Annotated in this window: 11 protein-coding genes, 1 tRNA gene and 1 pseudogene; 9 read left to right on the top strand and 4 right to left on the bottom strand. The window is 53.6% G+C overall.

The window, feature by feature from the left end; all coding sequences use genetic code 11:
- Window positions 1-68 precede the first annotated feature (68 nt).
- The 3 genes from BM261_RS06235 to clpP all read left to right on the top strand — a co-directional run bounded on the left by BM261_RS06235 (window position 69) and on the right by clpP (window position 2,987).
- Window positions 69-728 (top strand): DUF6630 family protein, encoded by a 660-nt coding sequence (locus BM261_RS06235; protein ID WP_240317916.1) that lies wholly within the window; start codon window positions 69-71, stop codon window positions 726-728.
- A 239-nt stretch (window positions 729-967) separates the two neighbouring features.
- Window positions 968-2,278: a trigger factor gene (gene tig, locus BM261_RS06225; protein ID WP_074896417.1), complete on the top strand. Its 1,311-nt coding sequence runs from the start codon at window positions 968-970 to the stop codon at window positions 2,276-2,278.
- A gap of 73 nt (window positions 2,279-2,351) precedes the next feature.
- Window positions 2,352-2,987 carry an ATP-dependent Clp endopeptidase proteolytic subunit ClpP gene (gene clpP, locus BM261_RS06220; protein WP_074896415.1) on the top strand — a complete coding sequence of 212 codons (636 nt, stop codon included), beginning with the start codon at window positions 2,352-2,354 and terminating at the stop codon, window positions 2,985-2,987.
- Window positions 2,988-3,326: 339 nt separating this feature from the next.
- Here the strand turns inward: clpP and BM261_RS06215 are convergent, their stop codons facing one another.
- From BM261_RS06215 to earP, 4 genes are all read right to left on the bottom strand, one after another.
- On the bottom strand, window positions 3,327-4,058 hold the full coding sequence (locus tag BM261_RS06215; protein WP_074896412.1) for an SDR family oxidoreductase: 732 nt from the start codon (window positions 4,056-4,058) through the stop codon (window positions 3,327-3,329).
- Between the two features lie 191 nt (window positions 4,059-4,249).
- Window positions 4,250-5,275 (bottom strand): anthranilate phosphoribosyltransferase, encoded by a 1,026-nt coding sequence (gene trpD / locus BM261_RS06210; protein WP_074896410.1) that lies wholly within the window; start codon window positions 5,273-5,275, stop codon window positions 4,250-4,252.
- Window positions 5,276-5,679: 404 nt separating this feature from the next.
- Entirely contained in the window at window positions 5,680-6,240 is a 561-nt protein-coding gene (gene efp / locus BM261_RS06205) for an elongation factor P (RefSeq protein WP_074896407.1), read from the bottom strand.
- Between the two features lie 46 nt (window positions 6,241-6,286).
- Window positions 6,287-7,429, bottom strand: a complete 1,143-nt coding sequence (gene earP, locus BM261_RS06200; RefSeq protein WP_074896405.1) for an elongation factor P maturation arginine rhamnosyltransferase EarP — start codon at window positions 7,427-7,429, stop codon at window positions 6,287-6,289.
- Between the two features lie 558 nt (window positions 7,430-7,987).
- Between earP and BM261_RS06195 the strand changes: the two genes are divergently transcribed.
- From BM261_RS06195 to BM261_RS06175, 6 genes and pseudogenes are all read left to right on the top strand, one after another.
- Window positions 7,988-8,063: transfer RNA gene (locus BM261_RS06195), tRNA-Thr, on the top strand.
- Between the two features lie 297 nt (window positions 8,064-8,360).
- Window positions 8,361-9,887, top strand: a complete 1,527-nt coding sequence (gene putP, locus BM261_RS06190; protein ID WP_074896402.1) for a sodium/proline symporter PutP — start codon at window positions 8,361-8,363, stop codon at window positions 9,885-9,887.
- A gap of 189 nt (window positions 9,888-10,076) precedes the next feature.
- Complete coding sequence (putA, locus tag BM261_RS06185) at window positions 10,077-13,685, top strand: bifunctional proline dehydrogenase/L-glutamate gamma-semialdehyde dehydrogenase PutA (RefSeq protein WP_074896400.1); 3,609 nt, start codon at window positions 10,077-10,079, stop codon at window positions 13,683-13,685.
- Between the two features lie 108 nt (window positions 13,686-13,793).
- Window positions 13,794-13,910, top strand: a pseudogene (locus BM261_RS12410) (IS5/IS1182 family transposase); the annotation flags it as partial.
- 79 nt (window positions 13,911-13,989) lie between these two features.
- The gene (locus BM261_RS06180; RefSeq protein WP_074896398.1) at window positions 13,990-14,343 is read left to right on the top strand and encodes a hypothetical protein; all 354 of its coding nucleotides are present in this window, start codon (window positions 13,990-13,992) and stop codon (window positions 14,341-14,343) included.
- A gap of 172 nt (window positions 14,344-14,515) precedes the next feature.
- Window positions 14,516-15,580, top strand: a complete 1,065-nt coding sequence (locus BM261_RS06175) for a 2,3-butanediol dehydrogenase (RefSeq protein WP_074896397.1) — start codon at window positions 14,516-14,518, stop codon at window positions 15,578-15,580.
- Window positions 15,581-15,643 lie beyond the last annotated feature (63 nt).

The following is a 15,643-nucleotide window of genomic DNA, read 5'->3' as shown; positions in this document are numbered from 1 at the left end:
AAATGAAAACTTGTTTTTCAGACGGCCTCTCGACCGATTTCAACATCATCCAACCACAAGGAAACCTCATGAAATTTTTTTGGATAGTTATCCTGTTGCTGTTGTCGCCCTTATTGGCACTGCTGTTTTTCCGTAAAAACGGCAGTCAGGCTGCGCCGTCCGACAAATCCGACGCGCTGCTTGGGCATGCCGGGCCAGCCGTATTGCCGGAAGAATCCGAATATTCGGAAGAAGAAGCAGACGACGGGTCCGCCGAAGCACTGTTTAGGCAATGGTTGGGCGTTATCTACCGCGACAAACCCGAGGAAGTCGATGCCATCATTGCCAACCTTGAAGAAAACGCCGACGATGAGGAAGAATTGGACTACGGCAGCATCATTGAAAGTTTCTTTTTGCTGCACAATAATTTGAATGATACCGAGCATCTGTTTTCCGTGGATTGGAAAGACGGGGAAAGCTTTATCGGCTTTATTGCCGACATCGCCGACCGCTTCAACGCCAAACTGGAATGGAGCGAAGAGCAAATGGAAGAAGCACTGCCCGACCAACTGGTCTTGGCTGCCTATTCCGTGCTGCTGGCTGCCGGCGCCGTCCTCTACAGTGTGCAAACCGGCGGCGACTACTACACATTCATTGCCGTCCCGCAACAGGATGCGGCCGATTTCGAGCACGCCTCCGAACAATACGGGTTGCAAATATGGCGCGCGGATTCTGAATCCGAATTTTGAATAAGGATGCAGGCCGTCTGAAAACATGACATTCCGCCTGTCCAGGATTCCTGTAACTCCTTTTCAGACGGCCTTCCGCATCTTGGGGGCGCATTCTGCCGACACGCAAGCCGTCATGCCAAGAAAACAAAATTATGCTAAACTCGCCGTTTTGTTTTCCGTCCCGCAGAACGGGGCTTCCATACCGAACGGGCTTTGGCCCATACACACCGACTAACTGAAAAAATTAAGGGTTTACGATGAGCGTAACACTAGAAACACTTGAAAACCTGGAACGCAAAGTAACGCTGTCCCTGCCTTGGAGCAGCATCAACGCAGAATGCGACAAGCGTTTGAAACAAACCGCGCGCAAAGCCCGCATTGACGGCTTCCGCCCCGGCAAAGCCCCCCTGTCGATGATTCAATCCATGTACGGCGCCGGCATCCAAAACGACGTCATGAACGAATTGGCACAAAAAGTATTTTTCGATACAGCCGTTGCAGAAGGCTGGAAAATCGCCGGTATGCCGCGTTTGGAAGGCGTTGAAGGTCAAGACGACAAAGAAAACTTCTTGTTCTCCGGCGTATTCGAAGTCTTCCCCGAAGTGAAAGTCGGCGATTTGTCCGGCCAGGAAGTTGAAAAAGTGACCGCCACCGTCGGCGATGCGGAAGTTGAAAAAACCATCGACATCCTGCGTCAGCAACGCACCCGCTTCAACCACACCGAACGTGCGGCCAAAGACGGCGACCGCGTCATCATCGACTTCGCAGGCAAAATCGACGGCGAAGCCTTTGCCGGCGGTTCTGCCGAAAACTATGCCTTCGTATTGGGTCAAGGCCAAATGCTGCCCGAGTTTGAAGCAGGTGTGAATGGCCTGAAAGAAGGCGAAAGCAAAGACGTCGAAGTAAACTTCCCCGAAGATTACCACGGCAAAGAAGTTGCCGGTAAAACCGCCGTCTTCACCATTACCGTGCGCAACGTAGCCGAGCCGGTGCTGCCGGAAGTAGACGAAGTCTTCGCCAAAGCCTTGGGTATTGCCGACGGCAACATTGAAACCATGCGCGCGGAAGTGAAGAAAAACGTTGAGCGCGAAGTAAAACGCCGCGTAGACAGCCAAAACAAAGAAGCCGCAATGGAAGCACTGCTTGCCGTGAGCGAACTGCAGGTGCCGAACGCCCTGATTAACGAAGAAGCTGCCCGACTGGCTGCGGAAATGAAGCAGAACTTCATCAACCAAGGCATGGCCGATGCGAAAAATTTGGATTTGCCGCTCGATATGTTTAAAGAACAGGCCGAACGCCGCGTTAAATTGGGTCTGATTCTGGCCGAAGTCGTACAAGCCAACGGATTAGAACCGAGCAAAGAGCAAATCGACGCAGTTATCGCCGACTTTGCCGAAAGCTACGAAGATCCGCAGGAAGTCATCGATTGGTACCACGCAGACAACAGCCGTCTGCAAGGCCCGACTTCCTTGGCTGTTGAAGCCAATGTAACCGACTTTGTATTGGGCAAAGCCAAAGTAACCGAAAAAGCTTTGTCGTTCGACGAAGTCATGGGCAACCAAGCCTAAGGCCGTCTGAAAAGCGAAACAAGCACCGAAGCTGCCGATGCGCTTTGGTGCTTTTTAAACAAAAGGAGCCGAGATGTTTCCCAAAATTACCAACAACACCCTGATTCCTACCGTTATCGAACAAAGCGGGCGCGGTGAAAGGGCTTTCGATATTTATTCACGCCTGTTGAAAGAACGCATCATCTTCCTAGTCGGCCCCGTTACCGACCATACGGCGAATCTGGTTGTGGCGCAAATGCTGTTTTTGGAAAGCGAAAATCCCGATAAAGACATTTTCTTTTACATCGACTCGCCCGGAGGATCGGTAACCGCCGGCATGTCGGTGTTCGATACCATGAATTTCATTAAGCCGGACGTATCCACCCTGTGCCTCGGCCAGGCTGCCAGCATGGGCGCATTCTTGCTGTCTGCCGGTGCGAAAGGCAAACGTTTCGCCCTGCCGAACAGCCGCATCATGATTCACCAGCCACTGATTAGCGGCGGCTTGGGCGGACAGGCTTCCGATATCGAGATTCATGCCCGCGAACTGATTAAAATCAAGCAGAAACTGAACGAATTGTTGGCCAAGCATACCGGCCAGCCTTTGGAAAAAGTCGAACGGGATACCGACCGCGACAATTTCATGTCTTCGGAAGCCGCCAAAGAATACGGCCTGATTGACGAAGTCATCGCCACCCGCGCGGATGCTTTTAAAGCAATGAGCAAATAAACCGGAAATTCCCAGGGATAACCTGTTTGATATAAGAAGGCCGTCTGAAACATATCTTTCAGACGGCCTTCGACTATTATTTGCAGATAACGGACAAACAGATTCCGATACGGGCCGACATCAAAACAATAAGCTTTGGCAGGCGTAGGGTAGGGGGGCATGTTTTTTATTGACCATGCAAACTGACTATAATTCGCTTTGCAAAAGCGTATGGACGCGCTTTCAGGCTGCCTTTGGCGTGGTGGAGCGTTTGTGTGGGCAAAGATGAGTGCTGTTTGGTTTAAAGGCAGCCTGAAAGGAGGGAAATCCGTTTTCAGGCTGCCGTGCGAATGAACGGGGTTATTCGTTGCGCAAAATGCGGTAGGCGGCGGATGGGGCGAGGCGCAGCAGCCATTTGAGCAGGTGTATTTTGCCGATGCAGGTCTCGGCGCGACCGCTTTCAATGGCGCGGACGACTGCATCAGCGACCGCTTCGGGACTGAGCTTGCCGCTGCCGCGTCCGGCGGTCATGCGGGTGTCAACCAGGGGCGGCACGATTTCCTGTACGCGGATGTGTGGCGCGGCGGCTTCCGTTTGGTAGCGCAGGGCGCGGGTGAAGTTGTGCAGTCCTGCCTTGGCAGCGCAGTAAACAGGGGCGCTTTTTTTCGGCGCGAGGGCAAGACCGGTGGTGATGTTGACCACGGCGGCCTGCGGCTGGCTTGCCAGCACGGGCAGCAGCGCGGCGGTCAGGGCAACGGGGGCTTCAAGGTTGACCGCCAGCTCCTGTGCGAGGTTTTGCAGCAGGGCTGCGCGTTCGCCGCCGACAAAATCAAGCGTGCGCTGCACGGCGGCGTTGTTGATTAAAACGGCGGTATCGGGATGTTCGTCGCGCACCCATGCGGCCAGCGCGTCGCGTTCGGCAGGCAGGGATAAATCGCAGCGGCGGAAGGTAATGCCGTCTGGCAGCGGTTCCGGCAGGTGGCGGGCGCAGGTCAGCACGTGTGCGCCGCGACGGTGCAGGGCTTCTGCCAGGGCGGCACCGATGCCGCTGCTGCCGCCGGTAAGAAGGATTTTTTTGTCGGTTAGGTTCATGTGGTTCTCCGTTAAGCGTGGTGGAAGAGCCTGTTTTTCAGGCTGCCTTTGGTTCAGAGCCTTGCAGCTTGGGTCTTGTAGCGATACTCACAAAGTTCTGTACCAGGCCAAGTTTGGCGGGAGCCAATCCGGTACGACCGCAGGATTTCATCTCACCATACGCCCAGTATCGAAACAGAACGCCGTATCGTTTACCCTTTTAAAGTAGCGGCGATGAATTCTTCCTGTTTCGCTTTGGCGCGGCCGCTGTCTATGGCCTCCCTCGCCGCAGCCATGCCCTCCGTCAGGGAGGAGGCGACATTGCCGGCATATAGCGCGGCGGCGGCGTTGAGCAGCACGATATCCCGAGCCGCGCCTGCTTCACCTGCCAGCACGGCGTTCATCATGGACAGCGATTCCCGGCTGTCGGCTACCTTGATTTCATCCAGATTGCGCTGCAACGGCAGGCCGAACTGTTCGGGCGAAATGGTGTATTCGCGGATGGTGCCGTCTTTCAGTTCGGCCACATAAGTTTCGCCTGTGAGGGTGATTTCATCCAGGCCGTCCGAACCGCAAACAACCAAAACATGTTGAGAACCCAGTTGTTGCAGAACGCGTGAGAGGATGCCGCACAAATCTTTGTGAAACACGCCTAAAAGTTGGTTGGGCGCGCCCGCCGGATTGGTTAGGGGGCCCAAGATGTTGAAAATGCTGCGGAAGCCGAGGGAGCGGCGCACGGGGGCAACGTAGCGCATGGCACTGTGGTGGTTGGGTGCAAACATAAAGCCGATGCCGGTTTCTTCAATGGTTCGGGCCACTTGTTCGGGCGACAAATCGGTTTTCGCGCCCATTTGCTCGACGACGTCGGCAGCACCGCTGGATGAGGAAACGGAACGGCCGCCGTGCTTGGCTACTTTCGCGCCGGCAGCCGCGGCGACGAACATGGCCGTGGTGGAAATATTGAAGGTTTTCGCACCGTCGCCGCCTGTGCCGACGATATCGACCAGCCCGTTTTTGTCCGCTACGGGAACGGGGGTGGCAAATTCGCGCATCACGGCCGCGGCCGCAGTGATTTCGGAAACCGTTTCGACTTTAATCCTCAGGCCGGTCAGGATGGCGGCAATCTGTTCGGGCGGCACTTGGCCGCTCATGATTTGACGCATCAAATCGGTCATTTCGTCGTAAAACAATTCATTATTGCTAATCAGGCGTTCGATGGCTTGTTGCGGAGTAATCATAGCTGTTTCTTTCTTGTGATGGGTTGTAACAGGGCGGCATTGCCCCGAATCGCCGCCCGGTATCGAAGGTGGGTCGGAGATGCCGCTATGTCTTTGGCCGTCTGAAAGCGGCGTTGGCTTGGCGGAAAGGATGAGATTATAGCGGCTACCCTGTTTGTGCGTAAGAAAGGCCGTCTGAAACGCTGCCCCGTTTTTTCAGACGGCCTCAGGCATGGGGTGGTCATGATATTGAAAACGCGACAGACCGGTTTTACGGTTCGATTTGGAAAAAGTGTTAAGCCGATATGGTTGCGGCCGTTTCAAGGCAGGCTGTGTTTTGTATGAGTCCTCAGATAGGAAAAGGCCGTCTGAAAACGGGAAATATGTTTTCAGACGGCCTTCTGATGAATGGGATTTAGCCCAAGTTATGCGCGTTTGCGGAATTCGCCGGTACGGGTGTCGATTTCGACTTTATCGCCGTTTTCGACGTAGGACATAACTTGGATTTCGGTACCGCCGACCAGACGGGCGGTTTTCATTACTTTGCCCGAAGTGTCGCCTTTGACGGCAGGCTCGGTGTATTCGACTTCGCGCACGATGATGGTGGGCAGTTCCACGGAAATCGGGTTGCCTTCGTAGAAGGTTACTTCGCATACGTCTTCCATGCCTTCGACGATGAATTTCAGCGCGTCGCCGATGTTGTCGGCTTCGATTTCGTATTGGTTGAATTCTTCGTCCATGAAGACGTACATCGGGTCGGCAAAATAGCTGTAAGTACAGTTTTTGCGGGCCAGGATGACGACGTCGAATTTGTCGTCGGCTTTATAGATGCTTTCGGAAGCCGCGCCGGTCAACAGGTTTTTCAGTTTCATGCTGACTTTGGCGGAAGAGCGGCCGCCTTTGATGTATTCGGTTTTCTGTACCACCATCGGGTCGTTGCCGACCATGAATACGTTGCCTGCGCGCAGTTCTTGTGCGGTTTTCATGTTGCTGTTCCAATTCTGAAAGGTTTAAAAATCAAAGCGCGCCATTTTAGCGGTGTTTGATAAAGTTGGCTAGTTTTTCCGTTGCCGTTTGTTGCCTGAACAGGCCGTCCCGCCAGCTTTCCGCCACAGCCGCCCATCGGCTGTGGCCGTGGCACAGTGTTTGCCAGTATTGCAGCCGCTGATGCGGGTTCAGACTGCCTTTGCCGTTCAATTCTTCGGACAGCGCGCGATGGGCTGTTGCCAATTCGGACGGGAATAGGGGATATATCTGCCGCCAAAATGCCGACAATTTGTCCAAATGCGCCATTTCGTCCTGCGGATAGATGTGCCAGAAAAACGGTTTGCTTGAAAGTTGGGCACGGACGAAGCTATCCTCGCCGCGTACAATCAGGCCGTCTGAAAAATGCAGTAGGCGGTCAAACTCGTCCTGAGGGACAAACGGTATCCGAACCAGCCGGACCGGGCCGGTTTGCAGGCTGTCGCCGTCGCTCGTCAAACAGTCCGAAGGAATGGCGGAGGCCTGTTTCAGGCTGTCGATAATCTGTCCTCCCGCCAACAGCAGGTTTATCGGTTCGCCTGCATCCTGCCACATTCTCAGCCAATCCGCCCATATCGGGCTTCTGTAGCCGAACAGCAGCCATTTCGGTGCATTTTTGAACGGCAGCCCCAGCCGTTTTCTGAAGGCATCGATGTCAAAATCAATCAGTTTTGCATAGTTTTTTTCTCGTAACAGGCCGCCGCTGCGTTCGTCAAAACCCATCAGCCAGAAATATTTCGCCGTTCCGTCGGTTTGCGGAGACGGTTTGCCGTGCATGGCCACAGCCCAATCCTCCGCACTCAGGTATTCCCAGTTCAGCCACAAGGCGTTTTGATCGCGTATATTTTTTTTCACGGCATCAGGCAGGCGGCAGCCGAAAGTTTCGATGACTATGTCGGCACGGTAAGGCCATTGCGGCCATTCTTCCCCTTCCCGCCAAACTTTCAGCCCTATACCCGCAAAACGGCAGGGAAGGGCGGGCAGGTCCGGGCATAAAGTACGCAATACAGTTTCATCGTCAAGCCACAACGTTACCTGCCAACCCAATTCGTTATGCAAAATGCGCGACAAGCGCCAGCTGACGCCGATGTCGCCGAAGTTGTCGATAACGGTGCAAAATAAATGACAGCAAAGAGTATCGGAATGAGGCATTGTGCGGATCTTTATATTTAAGCGGACAGCGGCGCGGTTTTACGCCGATTTACCGTTTTGTCAAGCGAGAAACAGCAATAAAATGCCGTTTATCCACATTGACAAAAATAATTGCCGATGTTGCAAGGAAATTTCATTTATCATGCTTGACAATGTAAAAAATAACATAAGGCGTTGTATTTAAATAAAAATATGTATTGCTTATTTTTTAGGCAAATTAAGGGCAAACAATGATTCAACAGCAAAAGCCCTTGTCGCCCACACTGTATCCACAAAGTTATCCACAGATTTTGTGGGCAACTCAAAGACGCCTTGTTTTATCGGGAAATTTGTTAAAAAATGACAAAGAGCTGAACCTGGTTGGCAATGATAACTGCAGATTCTTTGCTCGGATACGCTTTCCCCCAACAACCGTTTTGCTTCCTTATATTGAAGGCGTAATATGTACGGATGATAAATATATATAAAAAAAACAGTGTGATGATTTATTTTTATGTTTAATTGGAGAAAATGGCTTGCCAATTTTTTCGAAACACCGCATAATGCGCCTTTCTTTCAGCCGGTGTAGCTCAGTTGGTAGAGCACCTGACTTGTAATCAGGGGGTCGCGAGTTCGAATCCTGCCGCCGGCACCAAATTTAAAAGTAGCCTTTAAAAGGCTGCTTTTTTTATTTACTTTTCTGCTGCAAAGGCCGTCTGAATTTTTCATGGTTTAAATTCAGACGGCCTTTGCGTTGTTTCAAGCAATGCAGGTGTGAATCCTTCAAATTTACTTTTACTCAATTTAATTTAGCATAAATCAAGTCCTACTTTGCAAAGATTGACAAAAAATAGCGGTGTAAAGTATAAACGGCCTGTCGCAATACCGATGGGCAGCTGCCCGTCAAATAAGACGATGTTAAAAGAAAAACCTTAAAGAAAGAGTAGAACTTATGAATCCCATGTATATCACCTTCGCCATTTATCTGGTGGCGGTTTTGCTAATCGGCTTGGCCGCGTATTTCTCAACCCGAAATTTCGACGACTATATTTTGGGCGGCCGCAGCTTGGGCCCGTTTGTAACGGCCATGTCTGCCGGTGCTTCCGATATGTCGGGCTGGCTCTTGATGGGCTTGCCCGGCGCGATTTATTTGAGCGGTCTGAATGAGGCTTGGATTGCCATCGGTTTGGTCATCGGTGCCTATTTCAACTGGCTTTTGGTGGCAGGCCGTTTGCGCGTGCATACCGAATATGCCAACAATGCGCTGACGTTGCCGGATTATTTCTTCCACCGTTTTGGTGCAGGCGGCCATTTGATGAAAGTGGTGTCTGCAATTATTATCTTGTTTTTCTTCACAATTTATTGTGCTTCCGGCATTGTGGCCGGCGCAACTCTGTTCCAAAGCCTGTTTGAAGGCATGACTTACACCCAAGCCATGTGGCTGGGTGCGGGTGCGACCATTGCCTATACTTTCTTGGGCGGTTTCTTGGCGGTCAGCTGGACGGATACGCTGCAAGCTTCTTTGATGATTTTTGCGCTGATTTTGACTCCTGTAATGGTGTATCTGGGTCTGGGCGGTGCGGATCAGATGTCTGCCGCGATTCAGAGCGTTGCCGCAGGTACAGGCAAGGAATACGGCAGTCTGTTTGCGGGGACAACCGTTATCGGCATTATTTCCACTGCCGCATGGGGCTTGGGCTATTTCGGCCAACCGCACATTTTGGCGCGCTTTATGGCGGCTGAAAGCGCGAAATCGCTGGTGTCCGCACGCCGTATCGGTATGACTTGGATGATTTTGTGTTTGGCAGGTGCGGTGGCCGTAGGTTATTTCGGCATTGCGTATTTTGGTGCAAACCCCGACCAAGTCGCTTCAATGAAGGGCAACCACGAACGCATTTTCATCGCCTTGTCCACCCTGTTGTTCAACCCTTGGATTGCAGGCATTATTTTGAGCGCGATTTTGGCGGCGGTCATGTCCACTTTGTCTTGCCAGCTTTTGGTTTGCTCCAGCGCGATTACCGAAGACTTCTACAAAGGCTTTTTGCGTAAAAATGCGCCGCAAAAAGAGCTGGTGTGGGTGGGTCGTCTGATGGTGTTGGCGATTGCCATCATCTCGATTCTGATTGCGTCCGATCCGAACAGCAAAGTGTTGAAGCTGGTCGAATTCGCATGGGCGGGATTCGGCGCGGCTTTCGGGCCGGTGGTGATATTGTCGGTAGTGTGGAAACGCATCACGGCATACGGTGCCTTGTCCGGCATGATTGCCGGTGCGCTGACTGTGGTGGCATGGGCCGAGTGGGTTAAAAAACCTGCTTTGGCAGCACATGAAACCGGTCTTTTAACCATGTATGAAATTGTTCCCGGCTTTATTGCCTGCTTGGTTGTCGCTATTGTCGTTTCACTTACCGACAAAGAGCCGTCGAAAGAAATCCAAGAACGCTTTGAAAAAGCCGATGCGGATTACCGTGCGGCGAAGTAGTCCCTTTTCAGACGGCCTATATCTGCAGGCCGTCTGAAACATTTTATGACAGGAATATTGTCATAACTCAAAGTAAGCCCCTTGTTTCTAACCGTTAAATTTATTACGATATTATAAATTTCAGACGGCCTTCCGCTGTGTAGGAAAGGCCGTCTGAAAACGCTACCGAAACCTTTTGGAGAACCTGAAATGTTCGATTTTGCCTTTCCCAACCAAACCCCATTGCGCCAAGCTGTTACCGATGCCTACCGCCGCGACGAAATCGAGGCCGTGCAGGATATGCTGCAACGTGCCCAAATGAGCGACGAAGAACGTAAAAACGCTGACGAACTGGCGCGCCGCCTCGTTACCCAAGTGCGTGCCAACCGCACCAAAGCCAGCGGCGTGGATGCGCTGATGCACGAATTCTCCCTGTCGAGCGAAGAGGGCGTGGCACTGATGTGTCTGGCCGAAGCCCTGCTGCGTATTCCCGATGCTGAAACCCGCAACAAACTTATTCAAGACAAACTGTCCGAAGGCAACTGGCGCAGCCACTTGAACAACAGTCCGTCCCTGTTCGTCAATGCCGCCGCATGGGGCTTGCTGATTACCGGCAAGCTCACTACCCCGAACAATGACGACACTTTGGGCGCGGCCTTGACCCGCCTGCTGGGCAAAGGTGGCGCACCGCTTATCCGCCAAGGCGTGAATTACGCCATGCGCCTGCTGGGCAAGCAGTTCGTTACCGGGCAAACCATCGAAGAAGCCCTACAAAACGGCAAAGAGCGCGAAAAAATGGGTTATCTCTATTCTTTCGATATGCTGGGTGAAGCGGCATACACCCAAGAAGATGCCGACCGCTATTACAACGACTACGTTCAGGCCATCCACGCCATCGGCAAAGATGCGGCCGGAAAAGGCATATACGAAGGCAACGGCATTTCCGTCAAACTTTCCGCCATCCACCCGCGTTATTCGCGCGCCCAACACGGCCGTGTGATGAGCGAACTGCTACCGCGCCTGAAAGAACTCTTCCTGCTGGGCAAACAATACGACATCGGTATCAACATTGATGCGGAAGAAGCCAACCGTTTGGAACTTTCGCTCGACCTGATGGAAGCATTGGTCTCCGATCCCGACTTGGCCGGATACCACGGCATCGGCTTTGTGGTTCAGGCCTATCAGAAACGCTGCCCCTTCGTTATCGACTATTTAATTGACCTTGCCCGCCGCAACAATCAGAAACTGATGATTAGGCTGGTAAAAGGCGCGTATTGGGACAGCGAAATCAAATGGGCGCAAGTGGACGGCATGGACGGATACCCGCTCTACACCCGCAAAGTCCACACCGATATTTCCTATCTGGCCTGCGCGCGCAAACTGCTTGACGCGCAAGATGCCGTGTTCCCGCAATTTGCCACCCACAACGCCTACACGCTGGCCGCGATTTACCAGATGGGCAAAGGCAAAAACTTCGAACACCAATGTCTGCACGGTATGGGCGAAACGCTGTACGACCAAGTGGTCGGCCCGCAAAACCTCGGCCGCCGCGTGCGCGTGTACGCCCCTGTCGGCACGCACGAAACGCTGCTCGCCTATCTGGTGCGCCGCCTGTTGGAAAACGGCGCGAACACATCGTTCGTCAATCAGATTGTCGATGAAAACATCAGCATCGACACACTTATCCGCAGCCCGTTCGAAACCATCGCCGAGCAAGGCATACACCTGCATCCCGCATTGCCGCTGCCGCGCAACTTATACGGTGAAGGCCGTCTGAATTCCAAAGGCATCGACCTGAGCAACGAAAACGTTTTGCAACAACTGCAAGAAAAACTCAACGAATCGGCCGCGCAATCCTACCGCGCCGCATCCATCATCAATGGCAAAGCACGCGCCGCACAGGATGAACAACAGGTGAAAAATCCGGCCGACCACAACGATGTCGTAGGTACGGTCAGCTTTGCCGATGCCGCCTTGGCACAGGAAGCCGTCGCAGCCGCCGTGGCCGCACAAACCGCTTGGCAGGCGACACCGGCTGCCGAACGCGCCGCCGCCCTGCGCCGTTTTGCCGACCTGCTTGAAGAACACATGCCGCAACTGATGATGCTGGCCGTACGCGAAGCGGGCAAAACCCTGAACAATGCCATCGCCGAAGTGCGCGAAGCCGTCGATTTCTGCCGCTACTACGCCGATCAGGCCGAGCAAACCCTGCCGGCGGACAGCCGCAGCGTCGGCACAATCGTCGCCATCAGCCCGTGGAACTTCCCGTTGGCCATCTTTACCGGTGAAGTCGTGGCCGCGCTGGCCGCAGGCAACACCGTCGTGGCCAAACCGGCCGAACAAACCGGCCTGATTGCCCATTATGCCGTCAAACTCATGCACGAAGCCGGCATTCCCGCCGAAGCCCTGCAACTCGTTTTGGGTGCGGGCGACGTCGGCGCGGCACTCACGCAAGACGAGCGCATCGGCGGCGTGATTTTTACCGGTTCGACCGAAGTTGCACGCCTGATCAACCAAACCCTGGCCAAACGCAGCGACAATCCTGTGCTGATTGCCGAAACCGGCGGCCAAAACGCTATGATAGTGGACAGCACCGCGCTGCCCGAGCAAGTCTGCCTGGACGTGCTCAACTCCGCCTTCGACAGCGCGGGACAACGCTGTTCCGCCCTGCGCATCCTGTGCGTGCAGGAAGACGTGGCCGACCGCATGATCAACATCATCAAAGGCGCGATGGACGAACTCGTCGTCGGCAAACCCGTACAGCTTACCACCGATATCGGCCCCGTTATTGATGCCGAAGCACAGCAAAACCTGCTCGCGCACATCGAAAAAATGAAGTCTGCCGCCAAGTCCTTCCATGAAGTCAAACTGGTTGCCGACGTTGATCCGCAAAACGCCACCTTTGTCCGCCCGATTTTGTTCGAACTGAACGACTTGTCCGAACTGAAACGCGAAGTGTTCGGCCCCGTGCTGCACGTTGTCCGCTACCGTGCCGGCGAACTCGACAGCCTGCTCGACCAAATCAACGGTAAAGGCTATGCCCTGACCCACGGTATCCACAGCCGTATCGATGAAACCGTAAACCACATCTGCAACCGCATCGAAGCGGGCAACGTATATGTGAATCGCAACATTGTCGGCGCGGTTGTGGGCGTACAGCCGTTCGGCGGCCACGGCCTGTCCGGCACCGGCCCCAAAGCAGGCGGCCCCTTCTACCTGCAACGCTTATGCCGTCTGAACGGCTGGGTACAGCCTGAGCTGACCAAAATCGGCGAGGCGGACGAAACAGCCCTGAAACGGATTGAAGCCGTCCTGCATGCCCTGCCGCTGAATCAGCAGGAAAAACTTGCCGCCGCAGCCGCATTGGGACAAGCGCGTTTCCGCACTCTGCGCAACGCCGAAGCCGTTTTGCCCGGACCAACCGGCGAACGCAACGCCGCAAGCTGGCGCGCACCGAAACGCGTTTGGCTGTACGGCGGCGACTTGGCCGCATCCTTCAACGCGTTGGCGCAACTGGCCGCGTCCGGCATCACCGCCGTCGTGTCCGACCAACATCCTCTGGCTGCTTATTCCGGCCAATTGGACGGCCTACTGGAAGTATCTGCTACACCGGCATCTTCGGCCATCAGCCATGTTGCCGCACTCGAACCGCTGCCTGCCGAACTCAAACAGGCACTGGCCGAAAGCGGCGGCGCGCTGATCCGCATCCTGCCGTCTGAAAACGGTTTGGACATCCTGCAGGTGTTTGAAGAAATCTCATGCAGCATCAACACCACGGCCGCAGGCGGCAACGCCAGCCTGATGGCGATGGGCGACTGATGACTGATTGAGCCATAAAGAAAAGGCCGTCTGAAAACATTTTTTCGGTTTTCAGACGGCCTTTATTGTTGAAAGAGGCGGAATAGCGTCATGAATCCGCCGCCGTACCGTTATAGTGGATTAAATTTAAATCAGGACAAGGCGACGAAGCCGCAGACAGTACAGATAGTACGGCAAGGCGAGGCAACACCGTACTGGTTTAAAGTTAATCCACTATATATGCTGGGCAGACGGATTTTTTGCGATACCCGTTGATGGTTCCTATCTGAAACGGAAATTAAAGGAAGACGGAAAGTATCATGCCATGAAAAAGGATTTCATCGTTTACGGCCAAGAACAGAGGGATATCGTGGAAGCCGGCATCTCGGCGGTGGCGGCCGTTTTGCTGGAAGGCAGCGAAGAAAGCAAGCGTTCTTTGCTGTTTTGTCTGGATTATTATCTCGATCCTTATTACGGCTGCCTGCATCCTGATTCGGATGGGATTTTTATTTTATTGCAGCAATGTTTTCTAACCGAACCCTCGTCGGAAGTTAGGGTGGATATCATGCAGTTGCTGAGTGATTATTGCGATTGCCCTTTAGATGTGTTGCGGCGGCATCTGCCAGACGTTCCCAAAGAGTGGAAGGAAGATGTATTGCGCCTGTTGGCAGAACCTTGAGGCCTGCCTGTGCAGAGACTTTTGATGTGGGTCAGATAGAGCCGTTTTGTAGCGGAAATTTGGATGTGTGATATACACAGGAAGAGTAGAATTCTCATGGGGACGTTATGTTTTTAAAGCATTCACGAAAGCATGTCCCCATATCCCTTCCCCTCGAATTAAGGAGTTCAGTATGAAAGCAGCACGTTTTTACGATAAAGGCGACATCCGCATCGAAGACATCCCCGAACCGACCGTTGCCCCCGGCACCGTCGGCATCAACGTCGCCTGGTGCGGCATCTGCGGCACCGACCTGCACGAATTCATGGAAGGTCCGATTTTCATCCCGCCCTGCGGCCATCCGCATCCGATTTCCGGCGAGTCCGCGCCCGTAACGATGGGACACGAGTTCTCCGGCGTGGTTTATGCCGTCGGCGAAGGCGTGGACGACATCAAAGTCGGGCAACACGTCGTGGTCGAACCCTACATCATCCGCGATGACGTACCGACTGGCGAAGGCAGCAACTACCACCTCTCCAAAGACATGAACTTCATCGGCTTGGGCGGTTGCGGCGGCGGCTTGTCCGAAAAAATCGCCGTCAAACGCCGCTGGGTGCATCCGATTTCCGACAAAATCCCGTTAGACCAAGCCGCTTTGATTGAACCCCTGTCCGTCGGCCATCACGCTTATGTCCGCAGCGGCGCGAAAGCAGGCGACGTCGCATTGGTCGGCGGTGCAGGTCCGATCGGTTTGCTGCTTGCCGCCGTGTTGAAAGCCAAAGGCATCAAAGTCATCATCACCGAATTGAGCAAGGCGCGCAAAGACAAAGCCCGCGAATCCGGCGTTGCCGACTACATCCTCGACCCGTCCGAAGTCGATGTCGTCGAAGAAGTGAAAAAACTGACCAACGGCGAAGGCGTGGACGTGGCATTCGAATGCACCAGCGTGAACAAAGTTATGGATACCTTGGTAGAGGCCTGCAAACCTGCTGCCAACTTGGTCATCGTATCCATTTGGAGCCACCCCGCCACCATCAACGTCCACAGCGTCGTAATGAAAGAGCTGGACGTGCGCGGCACCATCGCCTACTGCAACGACCACGCCGAAACCATCAAACTGGTGGAGGAAGGCAAAATCAACCTCGAACCTTTCATCACCCAGCGCATCAAGCTGGACGAGCTGGTTTCCGAAGGCTTCGAGCGTCTGATTCACAACAACGAATCCGCCGTCAAAATCATCGTTAATCCGAACCTGTAATATAAGCGGGTGAAAATAAAAAGGCCGTCTGAAAAATCGTTTCAGACGGCCTTCATACTGTTT

Source organism: Neisseria elongata subsp. elongata (genome assembly GCF_900113545.1).
GTDB classification, from domain to species: domain Bacteria; phylum Pseudomonadota; class Gammaproteobacteria; order Burkholderiales; family Neisseriaceae; genus Neisseria; species Neisseria elongata.
This window is presented reverse-complemented; position numbering and strand designations above follow the sequence as displayed.

Coding starts and splice junctions, on each gene's coding strand:
- BM261_RS06235 (WP_240317916.1), top strand. CDS start 69: ATGAAATTTTTTTGGATAGTTATCCTGTTGCTGTTGTCGCCCTTATTG.
- tig (WP_074896417.1), top strand. CDS start 968: ATGAGCGTAACACTAGAAACACTTGAAAACCTGGAACGCAAAGTAACG.
- clpP (WP_074896415.1), top strand. CDS start 2,352: ATGTTTCCCAAAATTACCAACAACACCCTGATTCCTACCGTTATCGAA.
- BM261_RS06215 (WP_074896412.1), bottom strand. CDS start 4,058: ATGAACCTAACCGACAAAAAAATCCTTCTTACCGGCGGCAGCAGCGGC.
- trpD (WP_074896410.1), bottom strand. CDS start 5,275: ATGATTACTCCGCAACAAGCCATCGAACGCCTGATTAGCAATAATGAA.
- efp (WP_074896407.1), bottom strand. CDS start 6,240: ATGAAAACCGCACAAGAACTGCGCGCAGGCAACGTATTCATGGTCGGC.
- earP (WP_074896405.1), bottom strand. CDS start 7,429: ATGCCTCATTCCGATACTCTTTGCTGTCATTTATTTTGCACCGTTATC.
- putP (WP_074896402.1), top strand. CDS start 8,361: ATGAATCCCATGTATATCACCTTCGCCATTTATCTGGTGGCGGTTTTG.
- putA (WP_074896400.1), top strand. CDS start 10,077: ATGTTCGATTTTGCCTTTCCCAACCAAACCCCATTGCGCCAAGCTGTT.
- BM261_RS06180 (WP_074896398.1), top strand. CDS start 13,990: ATGAAAAAGGATTTCATCGTTTACGGCCAAGAACAGAGGGATATCGTG.
- BM261_RS06175 (WP_074896397.1), top strand. CDS start 14,516: ATGAAAGCAGCACGTTTTTACGATAAAGGCGACATCCGCATCGAAGAC.